The organism is Macrococcus brunensis, from assembly GCF_004359615.1.
Lineage (GTDB): Bacteria > Bacillota > Bacilli > Staphylococcales > Staphylococcaceae > Macrococcus > Macrococcus brunensis.
Genome location: NZ_SCWA01000005.1, coordinates 21,029 through 35,581, shown reverse-complemented (window position 1 = coordinate 35,581; position 14,553 = coordinate 21,029). Strand labels below are relative to the sequence as shown.

The following is a 14,553-nucleotide window of genomic DNA, read 5'->3' as shown; positions in this document are numbered from 1 at the left end:
GATTATTTTATTTGTCATGAGTCTGTATGGTAAACTATGTTTATTACTGATAAAGGCGTGATAATATGCAACAAGTCAAAAGTGTGATTACTGAGTTCAGGGGCGGTCATTATGATTTCGGTCTCGAGCAGGCTGAATGGCTGAAATCGACTTTAATGATGGAGAATCGCGAGCGCGAGTGGCGGCTTCGTCGGCCTCGTTTTGATATTGATTCTGTTGAAACGGAAAAGGTCTATCAGCAGTTTGCCCCGAAAATCTGGGAGGAACTGATGGGGATTCAGGACGGGCTTAAACTTAGTCTTGAACAGATTTTGCTCAACTTCGGTCATTACCGGGTCTATGCGAAGGAAAGCGGCTGTTCTGTTTTTACGTCAGACTCATATCTTGTCCGTAACTATGATTATCATCCGGCTACTTATGATGGCCGGCTTACATTCTTCCAGCCGAATGACGGTGGTCTTGCAACGATGGCACCCGTGTCCCGTATTACCGGCCGCATGGATGGCATCAACGAAAAAGGGCTGACGATGGGTTATAATTTTATGCATCGTAAAAAACCTGGCGACGGCTTCGTCTGCTATATGGTCGGCCGTCTGATTTTGGAGACTTGTGCAACCGTCCAGGATGTCGTTGATCTCCTGCAGGAAATTCCCCACCGTTCAAGCTTCTCATATATCGTTCTCGACCCTTCAGGTACAACAAAAATCATTGAGATTACGCCGCGTGATGTAGTGGTACGTGACCATCATTACTGTACCAATCATTTTGAAGTACTGACACATGAAAACAGACGTGTGCTGACTGATTCCGAAATGCGTATGCAGGCCATGACTGAACAAGTAACAGATGCACTCGCAGCTGACCAGGCATTTCGCGTCATGAATAATACAGAGGCCGGCATCTTCAGCGATAAATACTCAAGCTGGAGCGGCACAATCCATACGAGCTGCTACTTCCCTAAAGAACTGAAGGCTCTTTTCGCACTCGGCGGTAATCAGTCACCGGTCGAACTGGATTTCGGCAGATGGCTCAGTGGTCATGCACTGGACATTAAGACCATCCACGGACAGATTGACAGCGACATTACTTTTGCCAGCGAATAAAAATAAACGGCGCTCATGATTGAGCGCCGTTTAATCGTTGGGTCAGGTCATAGGGCCTGACTTGATACATATCTAATGGTAAGTAATTAAGTTTGCTGCATTCAAGTATCCGTTCCTTAAAATGCGGATAAGTGACATGGACATGCAGCTGTGTGTCAGATAAGTCATAAAAGCCGACGTCCTGTGTCTCACCCTCACAATCTGCAAGTTCACCACCAATGACTTCGCCGTGAAAGCTGAAATTGATGACGCCACTTGATAGATTCTGAGTGATACAGAGAAGCCCCTTAATCTCTACATCCAGCCCTGTCTCTTCTTTTACTTCTCTGACTGCACAATCGACAAGACTCTCCTCCTTGTCCATAGCGCCGCCCGGCATCTCGAGTGTGTCACTGCGATGCAGACTACGTACGAGCAGTGTCTCACCCTCAGCATTCTGAACATAGACGCTAGCTGAAACACTATGCTGCGGCTGGAAATAATTGCCTGTCGGCATCATATGTGTTTCCTTCTTCGAGATAATCCATTTGTCATTGGCGATTTTCTGCAGGCGACTATTCTTATAATGTGATGTTTCTTTCCTCAGATTAAAGAACTGCTGATAGTGTTCACGATCCTGAAAATCCCATATCTCCGTAATCTGAGTATAATCTTCATCTACCCAGCGGCCGACAAGTCGCGCCCCGAGCTCAATATAGCTGCGAAATACATGGTCGTGAAAGAAATCGTTGACGGCTTCAAAGCCGTCCGGAATGATTTTGACTTCCGTCTTTACCTGGTACATCTTCTCACACCTTTACTGCACTTTCCTTCATTATAGGTAAAAAAACAGAATTTTGCTAATATTTGAAGGTTGATTACTTGCTTAAAAATTCAATTAAGAGCAAGGGCCCTAATATCACGAGAATAAAAAGAATGGCCAGTATTTTCGCTTCTGTCCGCGCCATATTGAGGGTCATGCCAAACTGTGAGACTTTAGGGACCCAGACATTCGGATCTTGTTTGTTGTAATAAAACAGACCTAATACATAGTTTGAATCATCATGATAAGGTGCTTTGTCGTTTTCAGCTGCTGCGTGGCGATAGTCTTTGTCTGCTTTCCACTGAAGGTACATCCCTGCAATCACAGGTAAGAAAGTACCGATCAGAACGACTGGCATAAAAGCAGCTGGCAGATCCTCATTCGGCATCATGATCTGTTGAACCATAATAAAACTAAACAGCAGTGCCATAATCATACTGCTCATAAAAATCACATAACTGTTATTCTTCCGTGTTCTCCCCTCATACGCAGCAGATGCTTTTCTGGCAGCCGGATTCAGCTTAAGTGGCATCATGTCTGTTGCATTTGAGATAGCCATCATAATAAGAAGTGTGAAAAAGCCCATTCCAGCCGGCATAAAGACTGTCATCAGACTCTTTTCTTCAAAGCGGTCAGGTTTATTATCCATTCCCCAGTGTACGGCAACTCGTTCTGGTATTTCCGGGTAATTAAATAACGTATAAAGTGTTGCAAGTAAGAGAAGACCCGACGGAATTAAATAAACGATAGCCGGTAAAACATGCACATCATTTCTGATAGCTGTATCTGTTGCACGGACCATCTGCTTGCCTTTCATCCAGTCTTCCTGTTCTTTCAGATGCTTAAGTGACCGGTAGCTCTGACTATAAATGAAGAGCTCCACTATAATCAGTGTATGAATGATAATGATAAAGGCTGCCATCCCCCAGCCATCAGATAGTGTTGCAAGCATAAAACCCGTTAAGAGGGTCGCAACCACCGAGGCTAGAAGGGTCCTGTTTCTGAACTTCAATTGTATCGCTTTTACTTCAGACCGGTCCTGCTGCTCGTCCGGCACATAAATACTAAAGAGTAAATTTCTTTTAGTCCATCGGCCAGAAAATAACATCATTAATCCAATCGCTAAAACCATGAGGCTCAATATGATTATTTCCATCATTTCTTCTCCCCTTTTATCAGTTGATAGATTTCTTCATCAGTCAGTTTGAGACACTTCGCTTCATCAATAATAGGCTGCAGACGATCTCTGATTCCTTCTCTTTCTTCATCCGACGCTGTTCTGATTGCTTCCGGATGAATGATAGCTCCAGATTTCGGTAATACCTGAATAAACCGCTTATCTTCCAGATAATGATAAGCCTTATTCACAGTATGCATGTTAATACCGAGATCACCGGCTAATGCCCGTCCTGAAGGAAGTGACTCATACGGCAAAGCATCACCCGTCGCAATCGCCTGAATAATCTGATTGGCAAGCTGCAGGTAAATCGGAATTTCGGACTGATCATTAATTTCAATATAAATCGTTCTCACCTCTGTTCTACATAATATATAACAATACTTTAATCAAAAAAATATATCTGTTCTATTTATAGTATATCAAAACTGAAAGTATTTGTAAATAAATGCTTATTATTATCTTCACTGTTTACTCTCCTTTATAATGGACATAAGGAGATGACAATCATGAAAACTATTTTAAATACACCTTATTCATTTAAGAATCTTGAACTGAAGAACCGCATTGTCATGCCACCGATGTGTCAGTATTCCGTTACTAAAGAAGACGGCACGCCAACGGACTGGCACTATGTTCATTATGCTTCTCGTGCTGTAGGAGGTACCGGGCTTATTATCGTTGAAATGACCAATGTTGAACCTAATGGACGTATTTCCGCTAACTGTCTCGGCTTATGGGATGACGCGCAGATTCCTGCCTACAAACGATTAGTCGATGGCATCCATGACAATGGCAGCAAAGCCGCCATACAGATTGCTCACGCCGGCCGTAAAGCGACGCATATCGAAACGCCGGTCAGTGCTTCAGAGACACCAGTAGAAGAGCCAACAAAATTCGGCCCTGTCCGCCATCCACGTGCGCTTTCGACAGAAGAAGCAGAAGAAATGATCATCAAATATCAGGAAACAGCACGCCGCGCAGTCGAAGCCGGTTTTGATACAATCGAAATTCACGGTGCTCATGGTTACTTGATTCATCAGTTCCATTCACCAGGTATCAATAAAAGAGATGATAAGTATGGGCAGGATTTAGCTTTATTCGGCGTAGAAGTCATCAAAGCAGTTAAAGCTGTTATTCCAGATGATATGCCTCTCCTTTTCCGTATTTCAGCTCGCGAATATATGGACGGCGGCTATGGTATTGACCATGCACTTGAAATGGGACGCCGCTATAAAGAAGCAGGCGTTGATATCTTTGACATCTCAACAGGTGGTGAAGCCCCTCCAGGGCAGGATAAACCTGGCAACTACCCAGGATACCAGGTCAGTTTCGCCCGTCGTTTCAAAGAAGAGCTGGATGTGCCTGTCATCGCAGTCGGTATACTGGACGAACCTGCTGTTGCTGAAATGACGCTTCAGGATAACAGTGCAGACTTAGTCGCTGTCGGTCGAGGCATGCTGAATGATCCCTACTGGGCTATTCATGCTGTCAAAGCATTAAGAGATGACGTTGAAGTACCGAAACAGTATGAACGAGGCATTCGTTAATGTACAACCATCTCTTATTTGACTTGGACGGCACTCTTACAGATCCAAAGGAAGGCATCACGAACTCTATCGTTCATGCCCTTAATAAGATGAAGATTACAGCGCCTGACCATGACGAATTAGTTCACTTCATCGGGCCCCCTCTTAAAGACAGTTTTGAAAAAGATTACGGCCTGTCCGGTGATGATAATGTGCGAGCATTAAAGTTCTATCGTGAGTACTTTGCAGATCGAGGGCTCTATGAAAATGCAGTTTATCCAGGAATAGAAGATTTCCTTAATAGCCTGAAAGAAAATGGCTATCATCTCTATGTGGCAACGAGTAAACCGATTGATTATGCTCAAATTATTCTGGATCATTTTGATTTAAGTCAATACTTTGACGGGATAGCAGGCAGCGAACTCGATGGGACACGCAACCATAAAGCAGAGGTTATTCAATATGTGATTGAAGAGTTTGAACTGCATCAAGAAAAATGTGTCATGATCGGTGATCGCAAACACGATTTAACCGGCGCAGAGCTTAATCAGATGGACGCAATAGGTGTTTTATATGGTTATGGCTCATTAGAAGAACTTTCGTCTTATCCTTCAGTTGCACTTATATCAGATGTAGCATCTTTAAAATCATATTTCTTAGGAACAGAAGTTTAAAAGCTTCCAATTTAGGTTAAATAAGTAATAAATATGTAACTGGAGGTTGTTTCTATGAAATTCAAAGCATTAGGACTCATTCTTTCCGCTGGTCTGGCACTTGCTGCATGTGACGCTGATAACAGTAATGACAAACAGACAAGCCCGGACGATAACGCTCAGTCAGAAGTCAATTCTGGTGAAACAAATAAATCATCAGATGTGAAAAGCAATGAAGATGCTAACGTGACGAAAGACTCAGATGATAATGATATGGATGATTCTAACGACGCGGAGAAAGATGATGAAGATCAGACCTCGTCAAGCACTGCTACTAATAGCGAGCAGGCTTTAGCTATTGATGACATCAAGTCAACACCAGATGATATCATTAAAGTGATTGAATCTCAGAAGAAAAAAGGCGAAATCACAGATATCAAGTTTGAAAAAGAGAACAATGAATGGGTTTATAAGATTGGTCAGAACGAAGGTAACAAACATGTGGAATATACGTACGGCATGGATAGCCGTAAGCTGATCAGCACTGAGGAAGACAATGAGAAAGACACTGCCATTAATTTAGATAAAGCGATGAACTATGATGATCTCATTAAAAAAGTTAAAGATAAAGTAGGAAACAACGCTAAAGTAAAAGAATGGTCATTGGATACAGAAGATAATATACCTGTCTTTAAAGCGACTTTACTGGATGGCACGACAGAACATGAATATAATGTCGATCCGTTCAGCGGAGCAGTTACTGAAGACAAATAAAAAAAGCGCCTAGGCGCTTTTTTTATTGCAGTAAATACTTTTCTTCGTCTCTTGAGTGCATCTCGTTGAGAATAATCAGTGTTCTGAAATAGTCAATAATCTGCGTGCTGAACCCTTCGTCTTCCATCTGGCTTTTGATCTTAGTGACAAGATCACGCAGGAGCTGATGATCTCTTTTCAGCATGATGACTTTTTCACTTAATTCTTCTGACTTAGCTGCCATTTCACTGTAAAAGCCGTTCTCCTCTTCTTCAGCATCTGCATGGCTGATGACGCGAGATTCCCAGAACTCCACTAGCTGGACGACTTGCGTCACAATCTGCTTTTCATCATTATCTCTCAGCATCATGACGAGATCATCTGTCATTTCCACGGCTAAAGCGAGTCCAGTATCATGAATTTGGCGATGTGCCATTAATTGTTTAAGTGATGGTCCTGTCATCACAAACACCTCTTTTTTCTTTTCATTCTATCATTAAATGACCCAGTTGCCGTCCTTAAATATGAACTCTTTTGTGCCATCCTTGTGAATGCCTTCGATAGAGAGATCAGGTCCACCTATCATGAAGTCAACATGAATGAGTGACTGGTTAAGACCGTGTGCTTCTAAATCCTCTTTTGATAACGCCTTGCCTTCTTTAAGCGCACCGGGGAATGAACGTCCAAGCGCGACGTGGCAAGATGCATTCTCATCAAATAACGTGTTGTAGTAGAGGATACCTGAATTTGAAATAGGTGAATCATCCGGCACTAATGCGATTTCTCCGAGACGTCTCGCGCCTGCATCTGTCTCAAGCATATTCTTCAGTACATCGTAGCCCACTCCTGCTTCAAAATCAGTAACAGAACCGTCTTTGAACGTCAGCTTGAAATCATCGATGATGGCACTGTTATAGCTTAAAGGCCGTGTATTACCGATTATGCCATTGACGCGTCTGAAGTCGGGCGACGTGAACACTTCTTCTGTCGGCATATTGACTTGTATCTCAACACCTTCTGCATTGACGGCGCTTGCGCCCATCCAGATATGATGCTGATTCAGTCCAATCTCAACATCTGTTCGTTCTGATTTGTAATGCAGACGATCGAATCCTTTTTCAGTCAATAGACGTGCTCGTGCGTTTAAGTTACGATTGTGTTCTTCCCATGCAAGTACAGGGTCTGCCTGATCTGCTCTCACTGCCGCGATCATCGCATCAAGGAGTTTCGTTCTTGCTTCTTCTCCTTTTAAATCCGGGAACACAAGCTCTGCCCAGGCTACGTTCGGGAATGCCACAATACACCATGAGAAGTCAAAGCGACCGACCGCACGTGCAAAATCTTTATTCAGTTCACCGAGTGCTGTCGCGTTAGCTGCGATTTTTTCAGGATCTGCATTCTTTAAGAGTTCTGGTGTCTGAGAATAAATACGCAGATGTGCAACGCGTTCTTCGAGATGTGTATCAATTCGTTGTTTCTGATATTCATAAGTCTTTTTGAATGTTTCTATCGGTGCATATTCGTACTTCATCTGTGTAGAAGGCCCGTCGGTTAAATCCTGGATGACTTCTACTGCCCCTACTTCATAAGCCGCTTTCGTCACTGCTCTTACAAAATCAATCGCGTCAATATCTGCACTAATGGAGACTTTCTGTCCTTTTTGAACATTGAGCCCCACTTTCACAACCAGTTCAGCATATTTCTTTAATTTTTCAATGTAATCCATAAACATCCTCCTTTGTCTCAATAATATAATTATATCGGAAACCGAAATGTTTAGGTAGTCTTTAGCTGAAGGATGTGTCTAGTTTTTGATATACTGATAAAAAAGGAGGATGAATCAATATGTCATTAAAAGAATACTTTGAAAATGCACTATCCGTCGAAGACTATAAAGCACAGATGAAAGTCAATAAAGAAGAGATGCAGCAGATTTACGAGCAATTTGATGCACCTGAGGATGATCGTTTGAACGACCTGAAAGATAGACATTTACGAGTGCTTGCCATCAGTGAAGACTGGTGCGGTGACGCCATGATGAACAATGCTATCCTACTTCGAATCGCTGAACAGGCGAATATGGAAGTCAGATTTGCACTGCGAGACAGCAACCTAGATCTCATTGACCAGTATTTAACGAATGGAACTTCACGTTCTATTCCAATCTATGTCTTCATTGATGAAAATTTTGATGAAGTTGCAGTCTGGGGTCCACGTGCAGAAGAAGTTCAGGCTTTTATCACAGATTCACGAAAAGACCTGCCGGCTAAAGATGATCCGACTTTTGAAGAAAAAAGCAAAGCGAAGCATAAACTGGCTCATGACGCTTTCCTTTCAACTCCTGCATTCTGGAAAGGTGTATACACTTCAATCCTTAATAAAGTTACAAAATAAAAACCGGCCCTAGGGCCGGCTTTATTTTTTCCAGTAATACATGACATCATCTTCATAAACTTGATGAAATCCTAGCTTCTGGAGTACTTTAATTGATGCTTTATTTTCCTTGAGACATTCTGCTTTAATCGTCAGTTCAGGATTGCTGGCGCGTACATAATTGATAAGTGCACCTACACTTTCAGTCGCATAGCCATGACCACGGTATGCTTCTTCAAACCCATATCCGACTTCAATCTCCTGATACTGATTCGGTTTCCCTTTAAAGCCGATATCCCCGATATAAGTCCCGTCCTTCAGCTGTACGATCCATGCATCCCAGCCTTTTAACGTTGGATCAATCGCCAGTTTCTGCAGGTGCTGGAAGAAACGTTGATGCTGATTATATTCTGTTCCCATTTCATTGATTAAATTCTGATCTAACGGCCTGATGATCAGCCGTTCTGTCTGCAGCTTATCACATACCATAGCGCCACCTCTTCATGATTATAGCACCCAAATGAGATAAGAACTGTGTCAAAAAACACAACTTTACTCGAACAGTTTCACGTCTATCTGCTCGCCTTCTGTCTTCAGAAACGTATAGAGCTGACTACGATGATGGCTGAGATGCGTCAGAATAACAAGCAGCCATTCTTTCTGATTATACTTTGCTCCCCAGTAGCTTGTTGTCTTGACCATTAGTTCTTCTGGTTCCAGCTCTTTATAGGCATCCTTTAAAATACTGAAGCTCAGGTCAAGACGTGCTTCAAGCATCTCTGTTGATGTCAGTTCTTTCTGCCAGTAATGCGTGAACTGGTCTATCTCTTCCTTTGATGCGCCCTGGCTGAGTCTGTAATCCGCTTCAGGGAGTAAGACGATATGATTGAGCAGTTCCTGGCATGTGCGGCCCCCCGGATAAATTTCCTGTTCCATCGAGAAAAAGCTGACGCGGCGGAACAACTGTTTCAGACTTTCAATCTGCCAGCTGATCTGATTCATGATTTCATTCATTACTCTGCCTCCACTAAATAAAGATGTCTCGTCGCACGCGATGCCACAGTATATAAAAGATATTGATCTTTGTGAGCATCATAAAGGTCATAATCCAGTATAAAGACATGCGTGAACTCAAAGCCTTTTGACATATAGTTCGGCATCAAAATCTTCCCTTTTGTGAACGTATATTGGTCGTGAGTAAGTAATGTGACGGCTGACAGATCATCTGCTATGTCTCTTGCATGGGCTGCGTCCCGTGCAATAATCGCGACACTGTCTGACTTAAGTTCAGCAAGCTTCATCTTGAAGTCACTGTAAGAGAGCTCCTCAACCGGATCGCCGTGTACACCGAGAGACTGAGTCGTCTCATTGCCGATCAGCGTCTTCGTGAAATCCGTGATTTCAACCGTTGACCGGTATGATTTAGTGAGTTCAATGGCTTCCCCTGTCACCTGACTACTGATAACTGGATGAACCAGCTGATTACGGTCACCAAGCATCGTCTTTCGTGCGTTCGGAAATACTGCGGAGATTGCAGCAAGCTGCACTGGACTGTAGTCCTGCACTTCATCAATAATGAGATGCTGAATCTTCGGCTCCCGCTCAAGTCCTTTCACTTTTATCGTCAAAAGTAAGAGCGGTGCAATATCCTCGTAGTTTAATTGTTTCGCCCTAAGCGACTCGAGCGTCATCTGACGAACTGTTTTATCCAGTTTATGCAGAATGTCCAGATAGATTTTTTCGACATTGACGAATTCCAGACGCTGAATATAATTTCTGATGACACGAAACTGCTTCGTCTTCTCCTGCTTTGCCTGTCTTTCAAGTTCCTCGTCCGTTCCGATATAACGGGTCACTTTCTTCAGTGCCTTTGTCCGTTCTTTAATCGCTTTGTTCAGCACTTCCTGGTAACGCGGCCAGAGCTCCACTTGAATCTTCTTCAGACGGGTATCAATCGGTGAGTCTTTAAATTTACCGTAGAAGAGTTCTGTCAGTTCCTCTGAGGTCGCAAAATAGTCATCCTTAATTTTAATAGTCCGGAATTTAATACCTTTCTCGGCTAGTTGACTGACATGCATGTTGATGGCATCAAGCAGACGCGGAGAAGACTTCAATTGAAAGGCAGTCGTGTCGTCTGACTTTCGCATGCGTTCAATGTGCTGGAAGAGCGTCTCAAATTTATAGCTGCGTCTTAACTTATCATGCAGCCGGTAAAAAGGCATGGCATTGATAGACGCTTCACCAAGCTCCGGCAGTACTTCTGCGATATAATCGCCGAACATTTCATTCGGCGTGATGAACAGCATGTTATCTGCATTCATTTTGTGACGATGCAGATAGAGTAAGTAAGCAATACGCTGCATCGCAATCGATGTCTTTCCACTTCCCGGCGGGCCAAGCACAAGAAGATCCTGCGCTGAATTCTGACGGATAATCCGGTTCTGGTCTTCCTGGATTGTTGTCACGATGGATTTAATCTTGTCTTTCGCTGTATCGACCAGGAGATGCTGCAATGCATCGTCACCGATATAAAGTTCCGAGTCAAAGACATCCAGCAGTTCTCCGTGCTCGATGACCAGCTGAATGCGCTCTTTAACATCGACAGACTGCATACCGACTGTCGGTACTTCGTAGTCCACATTTCCCAGGTGATTCGCGTAATAAGCAGAGGCAATAGGTGTTCGCCAGTCGTAGATAATGAGGTCGCGTGTTGATGGATCTTTCAGACTGTTCAGACCGATATAGAGTTTCTCAGTGCCTGCGTCAGCATCATCAATCGTCACTGCGCCAAAGTATGGTCTGTCCTTCATCTTGCCGAGACTATTTCTGACATCCTGTCTGCTGACTTGCAGTTCCTCCTGAAATTTCAGTGACGGGAGCACCTGTGAGTACTCAATCTGTGCGTCATCTGAGATTTCTGTACCGAGTTCTTCCAGTGCGAAACGACGCTCCTCAATGAGTTCTCCTGTCGTTTTCTCAAGTTCTCCAGATAATTCGTTGTGTATAATATCAATCAGGCTTTTGACGCCTTCTAAATGTAGCGCTTCTTGTTTTTTAGAGACCATAACGTCCTCCTTTTTTCGCGTATGATAAGTTTAGCGAATCCACGCGAAATGTAAACCTATTTGTTTTTGATAGCACGGCGGAGATGAGACGCTGTCAGCTTGCGTTTTATCACGAGCTGCTTGAATTCTCTAGAGGTCAAATAAGAGAGGCGGATGTGAAAGTAATTGATATATTCGAGCCACATAAAGATATAAGTTAAAGCAATCAGCAGCCACATATCATGCGAATGGGGCAGGGTGACGAGGATCGCGATTGTCGATATGATTATCATGACTATGATGAATATTTGAAGGAGTCTGAATCTTTGGGTCTGATGATCTGTGAGAACAAGCTTCTTCCTCCTATCTACATGGTGCTTCATGATGCCCCAGAAATAACTCCCTGTCAGTAGTATCAGGCTAATATTGAGGACAGAAAAAAACGTCGCAGGACTGAGGAGGAAAACGCGCGTCTCCGGCTTAAAGAGTGCCGTGCCGAACCATAGCAGCAGAAATCCTACTCCTGATAGACCTTCGCCGTAATAAAGTTGATTGACTTCTTTCTGCAGTTTGTTCGGCATAACAATCGTTGACTCCTTTGATGTGGCTTAAACTTGGTGCAATTAGCTGTTTTTGCGCCAGCTTTCCCTGAGACTTGGTGCAATTAGCTGTTTTTGCACCAACTCCTATTTCTTTTCCCTCAAACTGTACGTCGCCCCTTTTGTATGGCCTGACTTGATAAAATGCTGATTCAACAGACGCTGAAGTGTCGATCTTGAAGGATGACCGCACCACTCCATCGCCTCACGATAAGTAAATGGTTCTCCCTTTACATAATATAATTCGTCCAAACTTGCTCTCAGCATCTCCGTCACCTTCACAGATTCACGACACTTCTCACATTCATGATAAATTTTCCCATTAAAGTCGATTCGCACAAGCCTTCTGCACTCGGGGCATCTCACCCCTGGCTGCACTTCTGAAAAAGGCACTCTAATAGGTTGATTCAGATGATCAAACGGCTGATTATAATCCATCAATAACCTGCCGATTTCCAGTTGATACTCCTGCACAACACTCTTCTTATATCTTTTAAAATGTTCCTGCAACTGTCCTCGCATCAACCAGCTGTCATCTAAAGCACCACTCACATGAAAATGCTCATTGATAAAGACTAAGTAACTCTCTACTTTACCCGTATATCCTGACTGCTGCATGAGCCGTTCAAGTATAGAATGTGCACGCTCCAGCTGATGTTTCGGGTTATCATATTGTCGGTTATAACTTGAAACCAGCCGCCCACCTGCAAACCTGAACTGTCCTTTAAAATTTTTGATGTCATAGTGGATAATCTTACTGCCTGTAATCAGTAATACATCAAACTGTGCACTGCCTAAATACGGTGCAGACAAAGTCGCGTCCCATAGAATGACCCCGTAATCACCGACCATTTCCACAAAAGACTGCTCGCCACTATACCCGAGCTCCGTCCGCACGAAATCAGAACGCTGACTTTCATCCAGCATACAACGTTCCTGCAGAGACAAGTAATAGTTCAATTTATCCTGAACAGCTGTCTTCAAAATCATTATCTATTCAACCTGAAAATCTGCTGCATTTGCGTGCGTCTTCCGCGCACCATGTCCAGCAGCATCCTGCTGCCGAACGCTGAATAGACCGTGCCGTTCCCGCCATATCCGAGAAGCATATAGCAATTCTTTTTACCTGGTACTTCACCGATAAATGGCAGTCCGTCTTTCGTCTCACCGAATCTTGCACCATATCGCGCATCAATCTCAATCTGAATATGCGGAAAAATATACTCGAATTCACGTTTCAGCTGTCTAGTCTTCCGGTTAATACGCCATTTACCAGGAACCTGTTTCTTATTATCATCCAGACCACCGACAACGATTCGATTCTCTTGTGCATGCCGTATATAAAGATAAGGTCGTGCTGTCTCCCAGAGCATCGCCTTTCTCGGCCAGAGTTGCTCTACCGGTTTCGTGACGATCGCATATGATCTTATCAATTTTCTTTTTTTGATTTTCTTGACAAAATGATTGTCTGCGTAACCACCTGCATAGATAGCATGGTCCGCCGTTACCCGGGTGCCACCAGCAGTTCGGCAGACCACTTTTCCCTGCTTCGTTCGCCATCTCAACAATTCAGTATCTGTATAGATTTGTAGACCGAATTCATTCACAGCTTTCTCCAGCAGGCGCTGAATGAAGACATAAGGATTAATCTCTGCATCTTCATAAGTGATGAGTGCACCTTCTGCTTCAATTTCATAACGCGTCATCAGTTCATGTCTGTCCAGCAGCTGACAAGGAAAACCGTATTTTCTGAGCGTGATATATTCTTTTTTCAGAAACTTGGCATCTTTCTTTCTCGATGCATAGAGCACACTTTCACGTTTAATAAACTGCACGTCACCCGGCAGTTCACTGCATAACGCTTCAATATGCGTCATTCCTTCATAAGACTGACGATAGAAATGATAAGCCGCTTCAGCACCGAAGTCTTCGATACATTCATGGAGTGACTTATCACTCATGTACTGGAGTAGCCCTGTATTTGCAGCTGAACTTTCTGCTGCAATCCTTCCTTTATCAATCAGCACTGTCTGATAGCCGGCCTGTGCGAATGTATACGCACTAAGCGCCCCGCTCATACCGCCTCCAATAATTAATACCTCGCACTGAATAGAGGCGTCGAGTGATGGATAATCGTTCCCCTTAAACGTCTGTGGCCAGAATAATTTCCCGTTATGCAGCATAAAAACCCCTTCTTCCTGATAGTATGTGTAAAAACATGTGAGACGGGTAAAGAATAGTAATTTATAAAACCAATTAATAAAGGAGCTTTTCTCATGTCTGAAAGCAATCAGTATTTAAAGATTGAAGTATTGATGGAAGATAACGTGATCGTCCATCATTTTGAACGTGTGACAACAAATGAAACCATCACTTTCAATAACTTTATCGCTAAATTGGGTCGCGATGCGAATGGTTTCCTGACCATTAAAGAACAAGATGATTTCTCTTCTATCAATGTCAATAAAATCATCAAACTTGCACCACAAGGCATTGAAGAACTATAAAAATCAGCTGCGG

At 43.3% G+C, this 14,553-nt stretch carries 17 protein-coding genes; 6 read left to right on the top strand and 11 right to left on the bottom strand.

Features of this window, described 5'->3' with window-relative positions:
- The first annotated feature begins 65 nt into the window (after nt 1-65).
- A complete protein-coding gene (locus ERX27_RS03745) occupies nt 66-1,103 on the top strand; it encodes a C45 family autoproteolytic acyltransferase/hydrolase (protein WP_133431500.1) in 1,038 nt (345 codons plus the stop codon).
- Between the two features lie 13 nt (nt 1,104-1,116).
- Here the strand turns inward: ERX27_RS03745 and ERX27_RS03740 are convergent, their stop codons facing one another.
- The 3 genes from ERX27_RS03740 to ERX27_RS03730 all read right to left on the bottom strand — a co-directional run bounded on the left by ERX27_RS03740 (nt 1,117) and on the right by ERX27_RS03730 (nt 3,438).
- Nucleotides 1,117-1,887: an NUDIX hydrolase gene (locus ERX27_RS03740; RefSeq protein WP_133431499.1), complete on the bottom strand. Its 771-nt coding sequence runs from the start codon at nt 1,885-1,887 to the stop codon at nt 1,117-1,119.
- 73 nt (nt 1,888-1,960) lie between these two features.
- The gene (locus ERX27_RS03735) at nt 1,961-3,061 is read right to left on the bottom strand and encodes a DUF1648 domain-containing protein (RefSeq protein ID WP_165983076.1); all 1,101 of its coding nucleotides are present in this window, start codon (nt 3,059-3,061) and stop codon (nt 1,961-1,963) included.
- Nucleotides 3,061-3,438, bottom strand: a complete 378-nt coding sequence (locus ERX27_RS03730; protein WP_338041155.1) for a GntR family transcriptional regulator — start codon at nt 3,436-3,438, stop codon at nt 3,061-3,063. Before ERX27_RS03730 ends, ERX27_RS03735 begins: the two co-directional genes overlap by 1 nt.
- A gap of 153 nt (nt 3,439-3,591) precedes the next feature.
- Between ERX27_RS03730 and ERX27_RS03725 the strand changes: the two genes are divergently transcribed.
- From ERX27_RS03725 to ERX27_RS03715, 3 genes are read left to right on the top strand one after another with little or no spacing between them, the layout of a single operon-like run.
- On the top strand, nt 3,592-4,632 hold the full coding sequence (locus tag ERX27_RS03725) for an NADH:flavin oxidoreductase/NADH oxidase (protein ID WP_133431497.1): 1,041 nt from the start codon (nt 3,592-3,594) through the stop codon (nt 4,630-4,632).
- On the top strand, nt 4,632-5,285 hold the full coding sequence (locus ERX27_RS03720) for an HAD family hydrolase (RefSeq protein ID WP_133431496.1): 654 nt from the start codon (nt 4,632-4,634) through the stop codon (nt 5,283-5,285). The genes ERX27_RS03725 and ERX27_RS03720 overlap by 1 nt, the downstream gene beginning before the upstream one ends.
- Before the next feature lie 54 nt (nt 5,286-5,339).
- Nucleotides 5,340-6,038: a PepSY domain-containing protein gene (locus tag ERX27_RS03715; protein ID WP_133431495.1), complete on the top strand. Its 699-nt coding sequence runs from the start codon at nt 5,340-5,342 to the stop codon at nt 6,036-6,038.
- 22 nt (nt 6,039-6,060) lie between these two features.
- On the opposite strand, the gene ERX27_RS03710 is transcribed toward ERX27_RS03715, so the two are convergent.
- The gene (locus tag ERX27_RS03710; protein WP_165983075.1) at nt 6,061-6,480 is read right to left on the bottom strand and encodes a DUF3916 domain-containing protein; all 420 of its coding nucleotides are present in this window, start codon (nt 6,478-6,480) and stop codon (nt 6,061-6,063) included.
- 33 nt (nt 6,481-6,513) lie between these two features.
- Nucleotides 6,514-7,743: an aminopeptidase gene (locus ERX27_RS03705; protein ID WP_133431493.1), complete on the bottom strand. Its 1,230-nt coding sequence runs from the start codon at nt 7,741-7,743 to the stop codon at nt 6,514-6,516.
- A gap of 119 nt (nt 7,744-7,862) precedes the next feature.
- Between ERX27_RS03705 and ERX27_RS03700 the strand changes: the two genes are divergently transcribed.
- On the top strand, nt 7,863-8,411 hold the full coding sequence (locus tag ERX27_RS03700) for a thioredoxin family protein (RefSeq protein WP_133431492.1): 549 nt from the start codon (nt 7,863-7,865) through the stop codon (nt 8,409-8,411).
- 21 nt (nt 8,412-8,432) lie between these two features.
- On the opposite strand, the gene ERX27_RS03695 is transcribed toward ERX27_RS03700, so the two are convergent.
- The 6 genes from ERX27_RS03695 to ERX27_RS03670 all read right to left on the bottom strand — a co-directional run bounded on the left by ERX27_RS03695 (nt 8,433) and on the right by ERX27_RS03670 (nt 14,216).
- Nucleotides 8,433-8,879, bottom strand: coding sequence for a GNAT family N-acetyltransferase (locus ERX27_RS03695; RefSeq protein WP_133431491.1), 447 nt, complete (start codon nt 8,877-8,879; stop codon nt 8,433-8,435).
- A gap of 63 nt (nt 8,880-8,942) precedes the next feature.
- Nucleotides 8,943-9,404, bottom strand: coding sequence for a DinB family protein (locus tag ERX27_RS03690; protein WP_133431490.1), 462 nt, complete (start codon nt 9,402-9,404; stop codon nt 8,943-8,945).
- Nucleotides 9,404-11,455, bottom strand: a complete 2,052-nt coding sequence (locus tag ERX27_RS03685; protein WP_133431489.1) for a HelD family protein — start codon at nt 11,453-11,455, stop codon at nt 9,404-9,406. The genes ERX27_RS03690 and ERX27_RS03685 overlap by 1 nt, the downstream gene beginning before the upstream one ends.
- 56 nt (nt 11,456-11,511) lie before the next feature.
- A complete protein-coding gene (locus ERX27_RS03680) occupies nt 11,512-12,015 on the bottom strand; it encodes a hypothetical protein (protein WP_133431488.1) in 504 nt (167 codons plus the stop codon).
- Between the two features lie 105 nt (nt 12,016-12,120).
- Nucleotides 12,121-13,023 (bottom strand): nuclease-related domain-containing protein, encoded by a 903-nt coding sequence (locus ERX27_RS03675; protein WP_133431487.1) that lies wholly within the window; start codon nt 13,021-13,023, stop codon nt 12,121-12,123.
- On the bottom strand, nt 13,023-14,216 hold the full coding sequence (locus ERX27_RS03670; protein WP_133431486.1) for an NAD(P)/FAD-dependent oxidoreductase: 1,194 nt from the start codon (nt 14,214-14,216) through the stop codon (nt 13,023-13,025). Before ERX27_RS03670 ends, ERX27_RS03675 begins: the two co-directional genes overlap by 1 nt.
- A gap of 93 nt (nt 14,217-14,309) precedes the next feature.
- Here ERX27_RS03670 and ERX27_RS03665 point away from each other — a divergent pair, with 93 nt between their 5' ends.
- Nucleotides 14,310-14,540: a hypothetical protein gene (locus tag ERX27_RS03665; RefSeq protein WP_133431485.1), complete on the top strand. Its 231-nt coding sequence runs from the start codon at nt 14,310-14,312 to the stop codon at nt 14,538-14,540.
- The last annotated feature ends 13 nt before the right edge of the window (nt 14,541-14,553 follow it).